Source organism: Amycolatopsis eburnea (assembly GCF_003937945.1).
GTDB classification, from domain to species: domain Bacteria; phylum Actinomycetota; class Actinomycetes; order Mycobacteriales; family Pseudonocardiaceae; genus Amycolatopsis; species Amycolatopsis eburnea.
Genome location: NZ_RSEC01000060.1, coordinates 575,368 through 592,927, shown reverse-complemented (window position 1 = coordinate 592,927; position 17,560 = coordinate 575,368). Strand labels below are relative to the sequence as shown.

Sequence of the window (17,560 nt, the reverse complement as noted above, 5' to 3'; positions counted from 1 at the left end):
TGGCTCGCATGATCGTGATCGTGGGAGCAACGGGAAATGTCGGAACGCCGCTGGTGCGCATGCTGGCGGAAGCGGGTGAAGAGGTGACGGCGGTGTCCCGCCGCATCGCCGAGGCGCCGTCGGGAGTCGTGGTCCGGCAGGGGGACTTGGCATCGCCGTCGACGTTGCCGGTCGAAGGTGCGTCGGCCGTGTTCTTGATGGTGCCACCGGATTTCCGGGGTTCGCTGGCGCCGGTGCTGGCGCGGGCCGGGGGTGCACGTGTGGTGCTGCTGTCGTCGCAGGGCGTCGGAACCGGGCGGCACCCGGCGGTGTTCGAAGACGAGGTGCGCGCTTCGGGTCTGGAGTGGACGGTGCTGCGCCCCGGTGGGTTCGCGTCGAACGCGTTCCAGTGGGCGGAAAGCGTCCGTTCGTCGCGGGAGGTCGTCGCGCCCTTCGGTGACGTCGCCCTGCCCGTGGTCGACCCGGAGGACATCGCGGCCGTCGCGACGGCGGCGCTGGTTTCCCCGTCGCACGCGGGCAAAACGTACGTCTTGACCGGCCCGGCCCCGGTGACCCCGCGCGAGCAGGCGACGGCCATCGGCGAGGCGGTGGGGGAGCCGGTGCGGTTCGTGTCCCGGACGCGCGAGGAGGCCCTCGCGGCGATGGTGAACTTCATGCCGGTGGCGGTCGCGGAGTCCACACTGGACATCCTGGGTGCGCCGAAACCGGAGGAGCAGCAGGTGAGTCCGGACGTGGCGCGGGTGCTGGGCCGCCCGCCGCGTTCGTTCGCGGAGTGGGCCGTTCGCTTCGCGGGAGCGTTCAAGTGACAGTACTGTCCTATCAGGAGCTGGGAACCGGAGCGCCTTTGGTGTTCCTGCACGGCAACCCGACGTCGTCGCGCTTGTGGCGCAACGTGATGCCGTCCCTGCCCGGCCGCCGCCTGGCCCCGGACCTGATCGGCATGGGCGACTCGCCACGGCCGGACATCGAGTACACGTTCGACGACCACGCGCGCTACCTCGACGAGTGGTTCGACGACCTCGCACTGGACGACGTGGTCCTCATCGGACACGACTGGGGTGGCGCGCTGGCCGCGGACTGGGCCGCCCGGCACCCTTCGCGCGTGCGGGCCCTGGCGTTCACGGAAGCGGTGCTGAAGCCGATGTCGTGGGCGGAGTTCCCGCCCGCGGGAGCCGAGGTGTTCCGGGCGCTCAAGACGACGGGCGCGTCGCTGATCGAGGACTTCGTGCCGCCGGAGTACGCGTTCCAGGACCGTCGCCCGCTGCTGCAGTGGGCCCGCTCGATGCCGCTGGGCGGCGAGCCGGCGTCGGTGGTGGCCCGGATCGAGGCGTTCGACCGCTGGCTCGAGGCTTCCGGCGTGCCCAAGTTGCTGGTGACGTTCGAACCGGGCTACGGGACGATGCTGACGGAGCCGATGATCGACTGGTTCACCGCGAACTTCGCCGCGCTGGAAGTGGTGCGGCGGCCGGAAAAGGCGGGCCACCACACGCCGGAAGACCAGCCGGAGGCGCTGGCCTCGACGGTGGCGAAGTGGCTAGCAGACACGGTCGCGGACGGTACCCGCCGGCGCGAACTCGAGCCGGGTGCCGGCGGAACCGGGTAGCAGCACGGCGGTGCCGTCGGCGCGGTTCCACTCGCGGGGGAGCAGCAGCGAGGTGCCGCCGGACTGCAGGACGAGCACGAGCCCGTCGTAGCGGAAGCGGTACTGGGCGTCCGGCGCGCAGGGGGACATGACCACCCCGCGCGCCCGGACGCCGAGGTCCTTCTCGCTGAAGACGACGGTGTCGGGCGTCTTCGGCAGGGCGACTTCGTATTCGTACGCGCGCAGTTCCCCGACGGCCGCGGAGTAGTCGGTGACGGCCCAGAACGCCCCGACGGTGACGAGCACGAAGGTGAAGGTCCACTGCACGACGGCGCCGGTGGCGCTCCGGTGCCGCCCGGTGCGTGCCTGGTGCACCCGGTCGGCGAGCGGGAAGCACAGGAACCCCACGGCCAGGCACAACCCCGGCAGCCCGGGGAACCGGTACAGCAAGGCGGGCACGACGAGCCCGGCCAGCCCCAGCCCGACGAGCGCGACCCCGGCGACCGAGAGCACGGGCACCGCCCGCCGCAGCAGCGTGCGCCAAGCGCGTGGCGAAAGCCGTGCCTCCAGCAACCGGTGCGCCCACAACACCCCGAGCCCGACGGCGGCGACCACGGTGATCGGCACGGTCATCCCGTCACCGGCGCGGATCAGGTAGTCCGACACGGACAGCCCGAGGACCGAGTAGTGGACCCCGAACCACCCGCAGAAGGCGTTGGCGTGCTGCGTCCCGAAGTAGAAGAGCAGCGCGGTGAGCACGGTGGTGGGCGCGAGGATGGAGCTGAACACCTTGAGTGCCCGCGAAGGCGCGTCCGGTGCTTCGGCCTTGGGCTGCCCGGCTACTCGGCGGAATCGCAGAGGTTGTTGACCACCCACGTGATCGTCCCCCCTTCGTGCAGCGGGTCCGGGATGACGACGTGGTCGATCCAGCAGTCCTCGTCTTCGTGCCCGAGGCCGGGGTCGACGTCGAAGGCGATCTTGATGCAGGCGTCGTGCTTGGGGCAGTAGGTGCGGAGCGAGTCGGCGGCGTTGATGGACAGGAAGGAGATGTGGGTGCGTTGCTCGATGCTGCGCCGATCGGCCGAGCTGAGCACCCACCGGTCGGGCGGCTTGGGTTGGGGCTTCGGGGTGGTCGGCGGGTTCGGGCGGGGTTTCGGTGCCGGTCGCGTGGTGGCGGCCGGGTGGCTGTGGGTTGGCTGGGGTTCGCTGGTCTCGACCGTGGGGCTTTCGGCGGTCTCTTCGGCGCTCGCCGTGGTCTCGGGCAGGGCCGCGGACGGCGGCTCGGGGGCCCGCCCACAGGCGACGACGACTGCGGCGGCCACCGCGAGGACGGTCGTGGCGCGGATCGATCTGTTCATCGGACATCACCCTCTCCCCGAGCTGAGCGGGGGAGGGCGGGCGGAAATACAGCGGACACGCCGCCAGAGGCCCATCTGGTCGGGATGACAGGATTTGAACCTGCGACCCTCCGCTCCCAAAGCGGATGCGCTACCAAGCTGCGCCACATCCCGTGCCACCCCAGGGGGGTGTGTGATCAGCCTAGCGGGTCCCGCTAAACTACCCACGCACCCGGGTACCTCCGGGGGCACGCGGGTGTAGCTCAATGGTAGAGCCCTAGTCTTCCAAACTAGCTACGCGGGTTCGATTCCCGTCACCCGCTCCACCGTACGACGCGGCGTCCGCCTCCAGGGACGCCGCGATCACGTCCAGGAGCTTGTCCGTGTCGACCGGCTTCGTGATGTAGTCGTCCGCCCCGCTGGCCAGCGTGCGGGCCCGGTCCTCCGCCGTCGCCTTCGCCGTCACCGCGATCACCGGCAGGTCGGCGTTGGCCGCCTCCGCGCGGATCGCCGCGATCGTCGCGTTGCCGTCGAGCTCCGGCATCATCACGTCCATCAGCACCAGGGCCGTGTCCTCGTTGCGCTCCAGGGCGCGGATGCCGTCCACGCCGGTCTCCGCGTAGATGACCTCCAGGCCCGCCTGCTCCAGGACCGCGGCCAGGGCGAACACGTTCCGCAGGTCGTCGTCGACGATCAGGACCTTCTCGCCGTGGAAGCGCTTCGGGGTGACGTCCGGGGCCGCCACCAGGACCGTGCTCGGGACCGGGGGGAGCTTGGGCGGGGACGGCGCCGTCACGGTCGGGTCGACCAGGTTGGCCGCCGCCACCGGGAGGTACAGGGTGAACGTCGAGCCGACGCCCGGTTCGCTCACCACGCGCAGCTCGCCCCCCAGCAGCTCCGTGAGCTGCTGGCTGATGTTCAGGCCCAGGCCCGTGCCGCCGTACTTGCGGCTCGTCGTGCCGTCCGCCTGGCGGAACGCCTCGAAGATGACCGCCAGCTTCTCCTCGGGGATGCCGATGCCCGTGTCCTCGACCGCGAACGCGATGATGCCCGGTGCGTTCTTCAGCGCCTCCTGCTCCACCTCCGCCGGGTCGGCCGCGCGGATGTGCAGCCGGACGCCGCCCTCGTCGGTGAACTTCGCCGCGTTCGAGAGGAGGTTCCGCAAGATCTGCTGCAGCCGGTGCTCGTCGGTGTGGACGCTGCCCGGCACCGGCGGGTCGATGTGGACCGCGAACTCCAGGCCCTTGTCCGCGGTCAGCGGGCGGCACAGGGACTCGACGTAGTCCACCAGCTCCGGCAGCGTGATGTCGGACATCTGCATGTCCAACCGGCCCGCCTCGACCTTGGCCAGGTCCAGTATGTCGTTGATCAGCTGCTGCAGGTCGGACCCGGCCGCGTAGATCGTCTTCGCGAACTGGATCTGCTTCTCGGTCAGGTTCCCTTCCGGGTTCTCCGACAGCAGCTTCGCCAGGATCAACGCGCTGTTCAACGGCGTCCGCAGCTCGTGCGACATGTTCGCCATGAACTCGGTCTTGTACTGCGACGCCACAGTCAGCTGCCCGGCGCGCTCCTCCAGCTCCTGGCGCGCCTGCTCGATCTCGCTGTTCTTGACCTCGATGTCGCGGTTCTGCTGGGCCAGCAGCGCCGCCTTCTCGGCCAGCTCCGTGTTCGACCGGCGCAGCTCGCCCTGCTGGGCCTGCAGCTGCTCCGACCGCGCCCGCAGCTCCTGCGCCAGCCGCTGCGACTCCGTGAGCAGCGCTTCCGTGCGCGAGTTCGACAGGATCGTGTTGACGTTGACGCCGATGGTGTGCCGCAGCTGCTCCAGCAGGTCCTGGTGGACCGTGCTGAACTCGTTGACCGAGGCCAGCTCCAGCACGCCGAGCACCTCGCCCTGGAACAGCACCGGCAGCACGATCAGGTTCACCGGCGCCGCCGAGCCGAGGCCGGAGGAGATCAGCGCGTACTCCGGCGGGGCGTTGTGGACCAGGATCGTGCGCTGGTCGACCGCGGCCTGGCCGATCAGCGACTCGCCCATGCCGAACCGCAGGCCGGCGCGGGACTGCGCGAGCCCGTAGGCCGCGATGCACTCCAGCGCCGTGCCGTCGCGGTCGTCGTCGCGGGCCAGGAAGAACGCGCCCTGCTGGGCCTGGACCAGCGGAGCCAGCTCGGACAGGATCAGCGCCGCGACCGACGCCAGGTCGCGGTGCCCCTGCATCCGGCCTGACAGCTGCGCGAGGTTCGTCTTCAGCCAGTCCTGCTCGCGGTTGGTCCTCGTCGTCTCCTTGAGGTTCGCGATCATCTGGTTGATGTTGTCCTTGAGGTCGGCGACCTCGCCGGACGCGTCGACCGTGATGTGCCGGGTCAGGTCGCCTGCGGTCACCGCGGTCGCCACCTGCGCGATCGCGCGGACCTGCGTGGTCAGGTTCCCGGCCAGCTGGTTCACGCTCTCGGTGAGCCGCTGCCAGGTACCCGACACGCCGTCGACCTCGGCCTGGCCGCCCAGCTTGCCCTCGGTGCCGACCTCGCGCGCGACACGCGTGACCTCGGAGGCGAACGCCGAGAGCTGGTCGACCATCGTGTTCATCGTGGTCTTGAGTTCGAGGATTTCGCCACGCGCGTCGACGTCGATCTTCTTGGTCAGATCGCCCTTCGCGACCGCGGTGGTCACCTGCGAGATGTTGCGCACCTGGCTGGTCAGGTTGTGCGCCATGAAGTTGACGTTCTCGGTCAGGTCCTTCCAGGTCCCGGCGACGCCGGGCACCCGCGCCTGACCGCCGAGGATGCCTTCGGTGCCGACCTCGCGGGACACGCGGGTGACCTCGTCGGCGAACGCGCGCAGCGTCTCGACCATCCCGTTCAGCGTCTCGGCCAGCGCCGCGACCTCGCCCTGGGCGACGATCGAGATCTTCTTCGACAGGTCGCCGTTGGCCACGCCGGTCGCGACCGTGGCGATGCTGCGCACCTGGTCGGTCAGGTTGGTGGCCATGACGTTGACGTTGTCGGTGAGGTCCTTCCACGTGCCGGCGACGCCGCGCACGGTGGCCTGGCCGCCGAGCTTGCCCTCGGTACCGACTTCGCGGGCGACGCGGGTGACTTCGTCGGCGAACGCGGAGAGCTGGTCGACCATCGTGTTGAGCGTGGTCTTGAGCTCGAGGATCTCGCCGCGCGCGTCGACGGTGATCTTCTGGGTCAGGTCGCCCTTCGCGACCGCCGACGTCACCGTGGCGATGTTCCGGACCTGGTCGGTCAGGTTGTTCGCCATGAAGTTGACGTTGTCGGTGAGGTCCTTCCAGGTCCCGGCGACCCCGGGCACGGTGGCCTGGCCGCCGAGCTTGCCCTCGGTACCGACTTCGCGGGCGACGCGGGTGACTTCGTCGGCGAACGCGGAGAGCTGGTCGACCATCGTGTTGAGCGTGGTCTTGAGTTCGAGGATCTCGCCCCGGGCGTCGACCGCGATCTTCTGGGTCAGGTCGCCCTTCGCCACGGCCGTGGCGACCTGGGCGATGTTGCGGACCTGGGTGGTCAGGTTGTTCGCCATGAAGTTGACCGAGCCGGTGAGGTCGCGCCAGGTGCCGGCGACGCCCGGGACCTGCGCCTGCCCGCCCAGCTGCCCCTCGGTACCCACCTCGCGGGCGACGCGGGTGACTTCGTCGGCGAACGCGGACAGCTGGTCGACCATCGTGTTCATGGTCGTCTTGAGCTCGAGGATCTCGCCGCGCGCGTCGACGGTGATCTTCTGGGTCAGGTCGCCCTTCGCCACGGCCGTGGTCACGTGCGAGATGTTGCGGACCTGGTCGGTGAGGTTGTCGGCCATCCCGTTGACCGAGTCGGTGAGGCTGCGCCACGTCCCGGCCGCGCCCGCCACCTCGGCCTGGCCGCCCAGCTTGCCCTCGGAGCCGACCTCGCGCGCCACGCGGGTGACCTCGCCGGCGAACGCCGAGAGCTGGTCGACCATCGTGTTCAGCGTGTTCTTGAGCTGCAGGATCTCGCCGCGGGCGTCGACGTCGATCTTCTTCGTCAGGTCGCCGTTGGCCACCGCGGTCGCCACCTGCGAGATCCCGCGGACCTGGTCGGTCAGGTTGTCGGCCATCAGGTTGACCGAGTCGGTGAGGTCGCGCCACGTCCCGGCGACGCCCGGGACCTGGGCCTGGCCGCCGAGCTTGCCGTCCGAGCCGACCTCGCGCGAGACGCGGGTGACCTCGTCGGCGAACGCCGAGAGCTGGTCGACCATGGTGTTGATGGTGTTCTTGAGCTCGAGGATCTCGCCGCGGGCGTCGACGTTGATCTTCTGGGTCAGGTCACCGCGCGCGACGGCCGTGGTGACCTGGGCGATGTTGCGGACCTGCTCGGTGAGGTTGTCGGCCATGAAGTTGACCGAATCGGTCAGGTCGCGCCAGGTGCCGGACACGCCCGGCACGACCGCCTGGCCACCGAGACGTCCCTCACCCGCGATCTCGCGGGAGAGCCTCGTCACTTCGGCGGCGAAGCGGGACAGCTGCGCGATGAGGCCGTTGACCGTCTTGGCCAGCGTGGCGTACGCGCCCTGCAGCGGGCGGCCGTCCAGGGTGAGGGTCATCGGCTGGGACAGGTCCCCGTCGGCGACGCCGCCGAGCACGCGCTCGAGCTCGATCGCCGGCCGGGTGAGGTCCTCGACCAGGCCGTTGACCGCGTCGACGGCGGTGCTCCAGCCACCGGGGCCGACTTCGCCCTCCAGGCGTTCGAGCAGCCTGCCTTCCTGGCCGACGGCCGTGCGCACCCGCAACAGCTCGCTGACCAGCCGCTGGTTGCGCTCGGCGATGTCGTTGAACGCCACCGCGAGCTGCGCCGAGATGCCGTCGCCGTGCGGAACGAGCCGGCGGCGGAAGTTGCCGTCCCCGAGATCCCGGACCGCCACGAGCAGCCGTTCCAGCGCGGCCGCTTCGCTCTGGGATTCCGTTGTCATGTGTGCCGACCCTCTCCACCACGCATGCGCCAGCCATGGTCGTCGACCCAGCGTGCCATGATTCGCCCTACACTTCGAGCCAGTCCGCCCACCACGCGGTAGCCGTGCGACAGCAGTCCGGAGGCAGGAGGTCCGTGCATGGTGTCACGTCCGGCCCCGGCGTCGGCGGCCCTGCCGCCGATGACAGGTGAGGACGGGCCGCCGGGCTTCGACGCCTTCGGGCGGGCCGTCCTCGAAGACGTGCGCGACGCGGTGTTCCTCAGCGACGCCGAAGGGGCGCTGCGCTGGGCGAACCCGGCGGCGCACACGCTGACCGGCGGCGCCGAGCCCCGCCTGCACCCCATCGCCGAAACGTCGGGACACGTCGAGGTAGCGGGCCACAAACGGCCGGCCCGCATCCGCGCCCTGCCCGGCGGCTGGCACGCCTGGACCGTGCCCGCGGAGGACGTCCCGCAGCGGCACGTCGGCGACTTCCTGGCCGAGGCCGGGCCCCGGCTGGCCGGCGCGCGCGGGCGCCACGGGACCGCGCGGGTGATCGCCGAGCTGGCCGCGTCCGCGCTGGCCGAGACCGTTTTCGTGCTGCTCCCGACCACCCGCGGCCGGTGGGAGTGGTGGAGCTGCGAGCGCCCCGCGGCGCAGGGCCACGGCCGGATCCGGCGGGTCCCGGCCCAGGTCGCCCCGGTGCTGGCGGCGACCTTCGGCGCCACCGGCCGTCCCCAGATCGCGCCCGTGCCCGCGCCCGAGGTCGCCACGCTCCCGCCGGTCGTGGCCGACCGGTTCGCCGGTCACGCCGACGTGTCGGTGGTCTCGCTCGGGCCGAGCGCGGGCTCCGGCGTCACCGGTGCCCTGCTGCTCGGCCGGCGCGCCGACCCCGAGTTCGGCGGCGAGCAGACGCGCGCGGTGGCCGAGTTCGCCAAGGCGGCCGGGACGGCGCTGGCCAACGCCCAGCGCTACGCCCGCCAGGAGGAGGCCACCCGCGGCCTCGAGACGACGCTGCGCCCGATCGACCCGCCCGAGCTCGAGGGCACCCGGTTCGAGACCTGGTACGAGCCGGCGGGCGGGGTGCTGGCGGTCGGCGGCGACTTCTACGACGTCCTCCCGCACGACGACGGCAGCGCGTTCCTGGTGCTCGGCGACGTCTGCGGCAAGGGCCCGGAGGCCGCGGCGCTGACCGGCCGGGTCCGGCACGCGCTGACCGCGCTGGCCATGGTCGAACGCGACGGCCGCACGCTGCTGCGGCTGCTCAACGAGCTGCTCATCGCCGGCGGCAGCAGCCGCTTCGCCACCCTCGTGCTCGGCACGGCCCAGCCGGTGGACGGCGGCGTCGACCTGACGCTGGCCTCCGGCGGGCACCCGGCGCCGCTGATCGTGCGCCGGTCGGGGGTGGTCGAGGAGGTCACCGTCCCCGGCACGCTGGTCGGCATCTCGCCGCAGGCCCGGTTCGCCGAGGCGGGCGTGCGGCTCGAACGCGGCGACATGTGCCTGCTCTACACCGACGGCATCACCGAAGCCCGCAACCGCCACGACCAGACCGAGCTCTTCGGCGACGACCGCCTGCGCGCGGTGCTGACCGCGGCGGCGGGCGAGCCGGCCCGCGAGGTGGTGCGGCGGCTGCGGCAGGCCGTCCGCGACTGGCTGGGCAGCTCGGCGCACGACGACATCGCGGTGCTCGCCGTGGAGTGCCCGGACTGAGCGTTGTCCTGTGTAGCCCGGGTTTGGGCGCCGGTGGAGGGGGTAATTCCCCGGTGCATCCGACCCGACGACAGGAGTCCCATGACGAACGCACTGAACGGGCGCCGCGTCGCGATCCTGGCCGCGGACGGCGTCGAACAGGTCGAGCTCGAAAAGCCGCGCCAGGCCGTCCTCGACGAGGGCGCGACGGTCGAGCTGGTGTCCCTCGACACCGGCGAGATCCAGGCGATGAACGGCGACATCGACAAGGGCGACCGGTTCCCGGTCGATCGCAAGGTGGCCGACGTCGAGGTCGGCGACTTCGACGCGCTGCTGCTGCCCGGTGGCACGATGAACCCGGACAACCTCCGGACGGACCCGGACGCGGTCCGCTTCGTGGGCGAATTCGTCCGCGCGGGTAAGCCGGTCGGGGTGATCTGCCACGGTCCGTGGACGCTCGTCGAAGCGGATGTCGTACGCGGCCGCACGCTGACGTCGTACCCCAGCATCCGCACCGACCTGCGTAACGCCGGCGCCACCGTGGTCGACCAAGAGGTAGTGGTCGACAACGGCCTGGTGTCCAGCCGGAACCCGGACGACCTGCCGGCGTTCTGCCGCGAGGTCGTGCGCTCGTTCGCCTGAGTCCTTTGTAGACATTCACCCGGACGGGTGCCTTAAGTCCCGCTTAAATTTGTTGGCATTCGGCACCGCGGCGGAGCACGCTGAGGGTGTGACGAGGATCGCCCGGCGAGAGGAGGTGGACGCGATGACGGTGCAGGCAAGGCGCTACGGCCGTTGGTGCCGTGAGCACTTCGACGCGATCGCCTCCGAGGGCGTTCCGGTGCCCCGCGGCGCCGAACCAGCCGATGAGGCCCGCCCGGAGCACGAGCCCGAGCCGGCCGAGCCGGTCGCGGAACAGCCGCAGGGCTGACGACGGACGTGAAGAAGGCCTCCCCGGCCCGGCCGGGGAGGCCTTCTTCGTGGTCAGCGGTAGCTGCGCCGGTACCAGACCCGCCGCGGTCCCGGCACGCCGATGCGCGTGATGACGTCGGTCAGGATCGCCCCGATGACCAGCCAGATCACCGCCGCGAGGCCGTCGTTGAGGAACGTCGCGAGCTTCTCCGAATCCGGCGTGAACAGGTTGCGCAAGCCCAGCGACACCCCGGACGACCACTCGCTGATCAGGTGCGCGAAGCCGTTCGCCGAGTTCGCCTCGCCGATCACCAGGACGATGTGCACGGCCAGGACCAGCGCGAACACCGCGCACACGAGGTGGATCAGGGCGTTGATCGTGCGGACGATCCGGATGCGCGGATGGGTCCGCTCCACGACTTCTTCCGTCGTTTCCGGTTCGTAACGCGGTTCGTACGGTTCCTGGGGCGGGGGATACGGCATCGTCGCCGTCCTTTCGACTGTCCGATGTGGACGGATCTGGGCGTACGGTGGCTTCTTTTCGGATACCCGGCGTGCGGGGATGCGAACCGTACTTGTCGCAAATATCCGTAACGTCCGTTTTGTGGGTAGTTTGGGGAAGGTAGAAGGGCATGACGCCGGGTGCGGCGGGCAACCCGGCTCCGCCACGAACGTCCACGTGATCATGAGAATCCCGGCGCTGCTGGCGTCCGTCCTCGCCCTCCTGGCCGTCTCGACACTCCCCGCGGACGCGGAAACCGCGGTACCGGCGGGATTCCGGCCCGCGTCGACGAGCTGGACCGGTCCGGACACCGGCTACGTCCTGGGCTATTCCCCGTGCGCGGACGGCTGGTGCCCGGCGCTGCTCGGCACCACGGACGGCGGGGCGCACTGGCGGCGGCTGGGCGCGCCGCCGGTGCCGTTGCCGGACAACCACAACCACGTCGCGCTGACCTCCGTCAGCAGCCGCGTCGCCTACGTCAGCGACGGCGTCCACCTCCGCACCACCCGGGACGGCGGCGCGAGCTGGCACCCGGTCGGCCTGATCGGCGCGCGCGAGCCGTACTACCTCTCGAAGGTCGCCGAGACGGGCGGCCGCGTGTTCGCGGTGCTCACCAGCTACGGCGAGGGCCGCGGCTCGACGCGGCTGTACTCCGCGGCCGCCGGTTCGCCGGTGCTGGTGCCGGTGCCCGGGTTCGCCGTCACCGGGTCGATCACCTACGGCGATCTTTCCGTCGGCGGCGGTGTCCAGGTCGCGCTCGGCGCGGACTACGGCACGGAGGAGTACTGGACCTCCCGCGACGGCGTCCGCTTCACGCGGGCCGAGCCGCCGTGCCCGGCCGGGTCGGTCGCGTCGCTCGCCAACGTGCGGGAACGGCAGGTCGTGGCGCTGTGCAGCAGCAGTCCCGGGTCGCCGCAGCCCGGGTCGACCGAGCGGCGGCTGCGGCACGCCCCGCGGCTCGGCGGGGCGTTCAGCGGGAGCGACGCCGCGCCGTACACCGGGATCACCCAGGGGTTCGGCGCCGCTTCGCCGACGTCCGCGACGGTGGCCGCGGTGGGCGGTGGCGTCGGTTTCCTGCACCGCACGGCCGACGGCGGCCGCACCTGGACGACGACGGCGCTGTCCGAGCGCGGGCTCGGGCTGGCCGATCTCGACTTCCCCGGCCGCGGCACGGGGGTCGTCGTGGACGGTCAGCCGGATGCCGCGGACGGTTCGGCCGTGTACCGCACCACGGACGGCGGAAGCTCCTGGCGCGAACTGCGTTTCGGGTCATAGTCCCTGGCAGCCAAGGCCCTTCGGCCTGGTTCACTTGGTCACCGGCATGTCGTAGGCTGAGCACTGTCCGTTGCTGCGCAGAGTGGGAGATCAGCCGATGACGCCTGGCGACCTGCGGCCCGGGACCGAGGGCGGGGCGGCCGCGCTCGATTTCAGCAAGGCGAGCCTGGCCCGGTTGTCCGACGCGCTCCTCGGTGGCCACGACCACTACGAAGTCGACCGCGAAGCGATGCGGCGCCTGCTGGCGATCGCGCCCGGCGCGCGCACGATGGCGAAGGAGCACCGCGACTGGCTGGTGCGCGCGGTCCGGTTCCTGGCAGGCAAGCGCGGCATCGACCAGTTCCTGGACCTCGGTTCCGGCATGCCGACCGCGGAAAACACCCACCAAGTGGCGCAGCGGTACAACCCGGACGCGCAGGTGGTCTACGTCGACAACGACCCGGTGGTGCAGGTGCACGGCCGCGCCCTGCTGGAAGAGAACTACCTGACCCACGTGACGGGCGCCGACCTGACCCGCCCGGCCGACACCCTCGGCGACGACGTCGTGAAGGAGTACCTCGACTTCTCCCGGCCGGTCGCGCTGATCCTGACGTCGATCATCCACCACATCGACGACTACGACCGCGCGAAGAAGATCGTCGGGGAGTACGTCGAGGCGCTCGCGCCGGGTTCGTACCTGCTGCTCACGCACAACTTCGACCCGGAAGAGGACTCGCCGCGCCAGGAGCTGGCGCGGCTGCTGGAGACGAGCTTCCAGGGCACCGGACTCGGCAGCGTCCACCGCACGCGCGAGCAGATCGAGGGGTTCTTCGACGGCACCGAGCTGCTGCGGCCGGGCCTGGTCTACCTGCACGAGTGGTGGCCGGACGGCCCGCGCCTGCACCCGCTGTCCGAGCTGAACTTCCTCACACTGGGCGGAGTGGCCCGCAAGCAGTGACCCCGTGCCGTTAAGGCCACCTTACGGGCGTCAGACGCCCGTAAGGTGGCCTTAACGGCAGTGCGCGGGTCAGGCGGCGTTGAAGGAGTCCGGGTCCGGGCCGGTGCGTTCACCGCGGTCCAGCGGCGACAGCGAGTCGAGCTCCTCCTCCGTGAGGGTGAACCCGAACAGGTCGAAGTTCTCCGCGATCCGTGCCGGCGTCACCGACTTCGGGATGACGACGTTGCCCAGCTGCAGGTGCCAGCGCAGGACGATCTGCGCGGGCGTCCGGCTGTGCTTGACCGCCAGCTCCGCCACGACCGGGTCACCCAGCAGGCTGCCGCCCTTGGCGAGCGGGCTCCACGCCTCCGTCGCGATGCCGTGCTTCGCGTCGAACTCGCGGACCTCCTGCTGCTGCAGGTACGGGTGCAGCTCGATCTGGTTGACCGCCGGGACGACGTCGGAAGCGTCCATCAGCCGTTCGAGGTGCGCCGGCTGGAAGTTGGACACGCCGATCGCGCGGACGCGGCCGTCGGCGTACAGCTTCTCGAACGCCTTCCACGTGTCCAGGTACTTGTCGCGCTGCGGCGTCGGCCAGTGGATGAGGTACAGGTCGAGCTGCTCCAGGCCGAGCTTGGCCATGCTCTCGTCGAACGCCTTGAGCGTCGAGTCGTAGCCCTGGGCGGAGTTCCACAGCTTGGTGGTGACGAACAGTTCGTCACGGGACAGACCGGACTCGGCGATGGCCTGGCCGACACCCTTCTCGTTGCCGTAGACGGCGGCGGTGTCGATGCTGCGGTAGCCCGCGTCGAGGGCGGCCTTCACGGCGGTGGCGGTCTCGTCGTCCGGGACCTGGAACACGCCGTAGCCGAGCTGCGGCATCCGCACGCCGTTGTTGAGTTCGATCACGGGCACGCTGGTCACGAGGGTTCCTTTCGGTGGGTGGTTCATCGGGCGAGTACCCGTTCCCCGGCTTCGAAACTAGCCGGGGTCCTGCGGTCGAGCAGTCCGGAGACGAGCGCCACGGCGAGTCCCGCGGCGGCGAGCGCGGCGCCGATCCAGTTGGGCGCGGTGTAGCCGAGGCCGGCCCCGATGGCCTGGCCGCCGAGCCACGCGCCGCCCGCGTTGCCGAGGTTGAAGGCGGCGATGTTCGCTGCCGAGGCCAGCGCCGGGGCGCCCTCGGCCTTGGCCATCACGCGGGCCTGCAGCGGCGGCACGGTCGCGAAGCCCGCCGCGCCGAACAGCGCGATGGTGATCGCCGCCGGCACCTTCGCGTGCGCGGTGAAGACGAACGCGACCAGCACGACCGCCAGCGCCGCGAGGATGACGTAGAGGCTCGGCATGAGCTTGCGGTCGGCGGCCCGGCCACCCAGCAGGTTGCCCGCGAAGAGGCCACCGCCGAACAGCACGAGCAGCCAGGTGACGGCCCCGCTGGAGAAGCCGGCGACCTCGGTCATCATCGGCGCGATGTAGGTGAAGGACGCGAACACGCCGGCGAAGCCGAGCGCGGTCATGATCAGCGCGAGCCACACCTGCGGACGCCGGAACACGGCCAGTTCGCCGCGCAGGCCCGCGCCCGGCGCGGGTTCCTGGTGCGGCACCAGGGCGAGGATGCCGACGGCGCCGGCCACGCCCAGTGCGCTGACCACCCAGAACGTCGAGCGCCAGCCGAAGGCCTGGCCGAGCGCGGTGCCGGCGGGCACGCCGAGGACGTTGGCCACGGTCAGGCCGGTGAACATCAGCGCGATCGCGCTGGCCTGCTTGGCCGGGGCGACCAGCGACGCGGCGACGACCGAGCCGACGCCGAAGAACGCGCCGTGGCTCAGCGCCGCGACGACGCGGCCGGTCATCAGCAGGCCGTAGCTCGGGGCCAGCGCCGAGAGCACGTTGCCCGCGATGAACAGGCCCATCAGGGCGACCAGCACGGTCTTGCGCGGCACCCGCGAGGCCAGCGCGGTGAGCACGGGCGCGCCGACGACGACGCCGAGCGCGTAGCCCGAGATGAGCAGGCCTGCGGACGGGATCGAGACACCGAAGTCGGCCGCGACCTCGGGCAGCAGGCCCATGATCACGAACTCGGTGGTGCCGATCCCGAAAGCGCTGATCGCCAGTGCGAGCAGAGCGGCGGGCATGGACTTCCTTCTTCCCGGGGTAGACTGGTTATGGGCGTTGACAACTACGAGCGTCCGAGATAGTTGCAGACGCCGTATATTGCACGAGCTTGATAGTGCAGCGTGCAACCGGGTGCGCGCAAGCGCGGGAGAGGTGAACCGTGTCACTGGACGACGACGCCGTGGAGGCACGCGCGCAGGGCTGGCGCACGCTCGCCGCGCTCCACGCGCGGATCGAGGACAAGCTGCAGCGCGCGCTCGAGCGCGACCACGAGCTGTCGGTGAGCGAGTACACCGTGCTCGACGTGCTGGCCCGCCAGGACGGCTTCCACCTGCGGATGAACCAGCTCGCCAACGCCGTGGTGCTCAGCCAGTCGGCGACGACCAGGCTGGTGACCCGGCTGGAGGGCCGCGGCCTGCTGGCCCGCTACCTCTGCGCCGACGACCGCCGCGGCATCTACACCGAGGTCACCCCGGCGGGCCAGGCCCTGCTGACCGCGGCCCGCCCGACCCACGACACGGCGCTGGCGGAAGCGCTCGCCGAAGCCGAGGCGTTGCCGGAACTTTCACCGCTGGTCGGCGTGCTGGGCAAGCTTTCCGTGCCCGCCTCCTGACCAAGCGCCCCAAGGTGGCCTTCGATGCGTCAGACGCACCCAAGGCGGCCTTCGGTGCGCAAGACGCAACCAAGGCCACATTGGGGCGTTCGCCGCCTGCCCGGTGCCAGGGCGTGAAACTTTCTCCGCTGCCACCTGCCGCTGTGCCCGCCTCCTGACGCGAACTTGCGCAAGTCTTCCGAAACCCCCGCTGGGCGGCACCCTCCCGATCGGCGGCGGGATTAGGGCGCCCGTGCGCCCGAACCCCTGCTCCATCCGTGGGACACTTTTGCTTCCCGCGAGCGATAGTTTCGCTGGTCAGCACCGTTTGTCCGGCTTTCGTCCCGTCCCGGTGCTCGTTGACCGGATCGTTTCGCCCGCCCTAATTTGTTGTCCCACCAGACGAACTGGGGTGGTGTCGGCGTGGACTCCTCCTTCGCGCTCAAACCGGTGCGCCCGGCCGACCAGGCCGCCGTCCGGCGGAGCAACCTTTCGCTGGTGCTGCGGCACCTGCGCGACGCGGGTCCCCGGTCGCGGGCGGGGATCGCCGCGGACACCGGGCTGAACAAGGGAACCGTGTCCAGCCTCGTCGCCGAACTCGCCGAGCGCGGGCTGGTCCGCGAAGGCGACCGCGAGCGCGCCGGCGCGGTGGGACGGCCGGGCACGATCGTGCGGCTCGACGGCCGCGGGGTCGGCGGGATCGGCGTGGAGATCAACGTCGACTACCTGACCGCGCTCGCCCTCGACCTCACCGGCGCCGTCCTGTTCGAGCAACGCGTGGCGCTGGACGTCGCCGCGCTCCCCGTCGAGAAGGTCCTCGACGCCGGAGCCGAACTGACCGCGCGGGCCCTGCGGGAGTGCCGCCGGCTCGGGGTCATGCCCGCCGGGGTCACCGTCGGCATCCCGGCGCTGGTCGACGTCGCGAGCGGCACCGTCGCCTTCGCGCCCAACCTGCACTGGACCGACGTCGGGGTGGTCCGCGGCATCACCGAACGGCTGACCCGGCGGCTCGGCCCGCCGTCGTTCCCGATCCGCACGGCCAACGACGCGAACCTCGGCGCGCTCGGCGAATACGCCATGGGCAGCGTCGCGGGCACCGCGGACCTGGTGTACCTCACCGGCGAGATCGGCGTCGGCGGCGGCGTGATCGCCGGGGGACGGCTGCTCGGGGGCGCCGAGGGGTTCTCCGGCGAGATCGGTCACATCCAGCTCGACCCGGCGGGCCGGCGCTGCGGCTGCGGGCGCCGCGGTTGCTGGGAAACGCTCGTCGGGCTCGCCGGGATGCTGCGGCTCGCCGCGTCGCCGGGCGACCCCGTGCACGACCCGTCGCTGGACCTCGAACAGCGGCTCGACCTGATCCGCCGCCGGGCCGAGCTCAAGGACAAGCGGACGCTCGACGCGCTCGCGCAGGTCGGCACCGGGCTCGGCGTCGGCGCCGCGGTGCTGGTCAACGTCTTCAACCCGCGCGTGGTGCTGCTCGGCGGCTACTTCGCCCAGCTGGGCCCGTACCTGCTCGGCCCGATGCTCGCCGAGCTCGAAACCCGCGTGATCGCCCCGGGGATCGGGGGCTGCCGCGTCGAGCTGTCCTGGCTGGGGTTCACCGCGGCGTCGCGGGGCGGCGCGCACGTGGCGCTGCAGGCGGTGTTCGACGACCCGGCGCTGGTCCCGGTCCGCGCGGAACGGGAGAGCGGATGACGCCCGCGCCCCCCGACCGGGTGG

The 17,560-nt window shown here is 71.3% G+C and carries 15 protein-coding genes and 2 tRNA genes; 10 read left to right on the top strand and 7 right to left on the bottom strand.

The window, feature by feature from the left end:
• The first annotated feature begins 8 nt into the window (after window positions 1-8).
• Complete coding sequence (locus tag EIY87_RS38410) at window positions 9-806, top strand: NAD(P)H-binding protein (RefSeq protein ID WP_125314843.1); 798 nt, start codon at window positions 9-11, stop codon at window positions 804-806.
• A complete protein-coding gene (locus EIY87_RS38405) occupies window positions 803-1,603 on the top strand; it encodes an alpha/beta fold hydrolase (RefSeq protein ID WP_125314842.1) in 801 nt (266 codons plus the stop codon). The genes EIY87_RS38410 and EIY87_RS38405 overlap by 4 nt, the downstream gene beginning before the upstream one ends.
• Here the strand turns inward: EIY87_RS38405 and EIY87_RS38400 are convergent.
• From EIY87_RS38400 to EIY87_RS38390, 3 genes are all read right to left on the bottom strand, one after another.
• Window positions 1,535-2,371, bottom strand: a complete 837-nt coding sequence (locus EIY87_RS38400; RefSeq protein WP_125314841.1) for a hypothetical protein — start codon at window positions 2,369-2,371, stop codon at window positions 1,535-1,537. The genes EIY87_RS38405 and EIY87_RS38400 overlap by 69 nt on opposite strands.
• A gap of 50 nt (window positions 2,372-2,421) precedes the next feature.
• Window positions 2,422-2,940: a hypothetical protein gene (locus tag EIY87_RS38395; RefSeq protein ID WP_125314840.1), complete on the bottom strand. Its 519-nt coding sequence runs from the start codon at window positions 2,938-2,940 to the stop codon at window positions 2,422-2,424.
• Between the two features lie 76 nt (window positions 2,941-3,016).
• A tRNA-Pro gene (locus EIY87_RS38390) sits at window positions 3,017-3,093 on the bottom strand.
• 78 nt (window positions 3,094-3,171) lie between these two features.
• Here EIY87_RS38390 and EIY87_RS38385 point away from each other — a divergent pair.
• Window positions 3,172-3,245: transfer RNA gene (locus EIY87_RS38385), tRNA-Gly, on the top strand.
• On the opposite strand, the gene EIY87_RS38380 is transcribed toward EIY87_RS38385, so the two are convergent.
• Window positions 3,197-7,861, bottom strand: a complete 4,665-nt coding sequence (locus EIY87_RS38380; protein WP_125315043.1) for a HAMP domain-containing protein — start codon at window positions 7,859-7,861, stop codon at window positions 3,197-3,199. The two genes, EIY87_RS38385 and EIY87_RS38380, sit on opposite strands and share 49 nt — an antisense overlap.
• 138 nt (window positions 7,862-7,999) lie before the next feature.
• Here EIY87_RS38380 and EIY87_RS38375 point away from each other — a divergent pair, with 138 nt between their 5' ends.
• The 3 genes from EIY87_RS38375 (at window position 8,000) to EIY87_RS38365 (ending at window position 10,463) form a co-directional block, all read left to right on the top strand.
• On the top strand, window positions 8,000-9,553 hold the full coding sequence (locus EIY87_RS38375) for a SpoIIE family protein phosphatase (RefSeq protein ID WP_125314839.1): 1,554 nt from the start codon (window positions 8,000-8,002) through the stop codon (window positions 9,551-9,553).
• 81 nt (window positions 9,554-9,634) lie between these two features.
• Window positions 9,635-10,174 carry a type 1 glutamine amidotransferase domain-containing protein gene (locus EIY87_RS38370; protein WP_125314838.1) on the top strand — a complete coding sequence of 180 codons (540 nt, stop codon included), beginning with the start codon at window positions 9,635-9,637 and terminating at the stop codon, window positions 10,172-10,174.
• An 88-nt stretch (window positions 10,175-10,262) separates the two neighbouring features.
• Complete coding sequence (locus EIY87_RS38365; RefSeq protein ID WP_125314837.1) at window positions 10,263-10,463, top strand: hypothetical protein; 201 nt, start codon at window positions 10,263-10,265, stop codon at window positions 10,461-10,463.
• 53 nt (window positions 10,464-10,516) lie between these two features.
• On the opposite strand, the gene EIY87_RS38360 is transcribed toward EIY87_RS38365, so the two are convergent.
• Window positions 10,517-10,861, bottom strand: coding sequence for a hypothetical protein (locus tag EIY87_RS38360; protein ID WP_225440308.1), 345 nt, complete (start codon window positions 10,859-10,861; stop codon window positions 10,517-10,519).
• Between the two features lie 262 nt (window positions 10,862-11,123).
• On the opposite strand from EIY87_RS38360, the gene EIY87_RS38355 reads away from it, so the two are divergent.
• Both EIY87_RS38355 and EIY87_RS38350 read left to right on the top strand, forming a co-directional pair.
• Window positions 11,124-12,221, top strand: a complete 1,098-nt coding sequence (locus EIY87_RS38355; RefSeq protein WP_125314835.1) for a sialidase family protein — start codon at window positions 11,124-11,126, stop codon at window positions 12,219-12,221.
• Window positions 12,222-12,318: 97 nt separating this feature from the next.
• Complete coding sequence (locus EIY87_RS38350) at window positions 12,319-13,158, top strand: SAM-dependent methyltransferase (RefSeq protein WP_125314834.1); 840 nt, start codon at window positions 12,319-12,321, stop codon at window positions 13,156-13,158.
• Between the two features lie 69 nt (window positions 13,159-13,227).
• Here the strand turns inward: EIY87_RS38350 and EIY87_RS38345 are convergent, their stop codons facing one another.
• Both EIY87_RS38345 and EIY87_RS38340 read right to left on the bottom strand, forming a co-directional pair.
• Entirely contained in the window at window positions 13,228-14,061 is an 834-nt protein-coding gene (locus EIY87_RS38345) for an aldo/keto reductase (RefSeq protein ID WP_125314833.1), read from the bottom strand.
• A gap of 23 nt (window positions 14,062-14,084) precedes the next feature.
• Window positions 14,085-15,269: an MFS transporter gene (locus EIY87_RS38340; RefSeq protein WP_125314832.1), complete on the bottom strand. Its 1,185-nt coding sequence runs from the start codon at window positions 15,267-15,269 to the stop codon at window positions 14,085-14,087.
• Between the two features lie 140 nt (window positions 15,270-15,409).
• On the opposite strand from EIY87_RS38340, the gene EIY87_RS38335 reads away from it, so the two are divergent.
• Entirely contained in the window at window positions 15,410-15,862 is a 453-nt protein-coding gene (locus EIY87_RS38335; RefSeq protein ID WP_125314831.1) for a MarR family winged helix-turn-helix transcriptional regulator, read from the top strand.
• Window positions 15,863-16,264: 402 nt separating this feature from the next.
• Entirely contained in the window at window positions 16,265-17,536 is a 1,272-nt protein-coding gene (locus EIY87_RS38330; RefSeq protein WP_225440307.1) for an ROK family transcriptional regulator, read from the top strand.
• The last annotated feature ends 24 nt before the right edge of the window (window positions 17,537-17,560 follow it).

Bases quoted from the DNA above. Each gene is read 5' to 3' on its own strand.
- EIY87_RS38410 (WP_125314843.1), top strand. From the start codon at position 9: ATGATCGTGATCGTGGGAGCAACGGGAAATGTCGGAACGCCGCTGGTG.
- EIY87_RS38340 (WP_125314832.1), bottom strand. From the start codon at position 15,269: ATGCCCGCCGCTCTGCTCGCACTGGCGATCAGCGCTTTCGGGATCGGC.
- EIY87_RS38395 (WP_125314840.1), bottom strand. From the start codon at position 2,940: ATGAACAGATCGATCCGCGCCACGACCGTCCTCGCGGTGGCCGCCGCA.
- EIY87_RS38370 (WP_125314838.1), top strand. From the start codon at position 9,635: ATGACGAACGCACTGAACGGGCGCCGCGTCGCGATCCTGGCCGCGGAC.
- EIY87_RS38380 (WP_125315043.1), bottom strand. From the start codon at position 7,861: ATGACAACGGAATCCCAGAGCGAAGCGGCCGCGCTGGAACGGCTGCTC.
- EIY87_RS38375 (WP_125314839.1), top strand. From the start codon at position 8,000: ATGGTGTCACGTCCGGCCCCGGCGTCGGCGGCCCTGCCGCCGATGACA.
- EIY87_RS38350 (WP_125314834.1), top strand. From the start codon at position 12,319: ATGACGCCTGGCGACCTGCGGCCCGGGACCGAGGGCGGGGCGGCCGCG.